Raw genomic sequence first — 233 nt, forward strand, 5'->3', positions numbered from 1 at the left:
CCTGCCGTCCTGGAGCGGCGATCAGACGATCCACGACCGCACCCGCATCATGGCTTCCGGCGCCATCGAAATGGCGCGCTGGGACCTGCGCGGCAAGGCCTGGAAGCAGCCGCCCTACCAGCTGCTCGGTGGCGCGGTGCGCAAGGACATCCCCTTCACCGACTATCTCGCGCTGCGCGGCGATGGCGCCTGGGTGAAGGGAGAGATGACGCCGGAAGAAGGTGCCGACTACT

At 67.8% G+C, this 233-nt stretch carries 1 pseudogene; it reads left to right on the forward strand.

The features are described from left to right. Positions 1-233: pseudogene (locus tag KVT37_RS33065) on the forward strand (chloromuconate cycloisomerase); the annotation flags it as partial.

The sequence above is a fragment of the Mesorhizobium sp. GbtcB19 genome, from assembly GCF_019091085.1.
Taxonomy (GTDB): domain Bacteria; phylum Pseudomonadota; class Alphaproteobacteria; order Rhizobiales; family Rhizobiaceae; genus Mesorhizobium.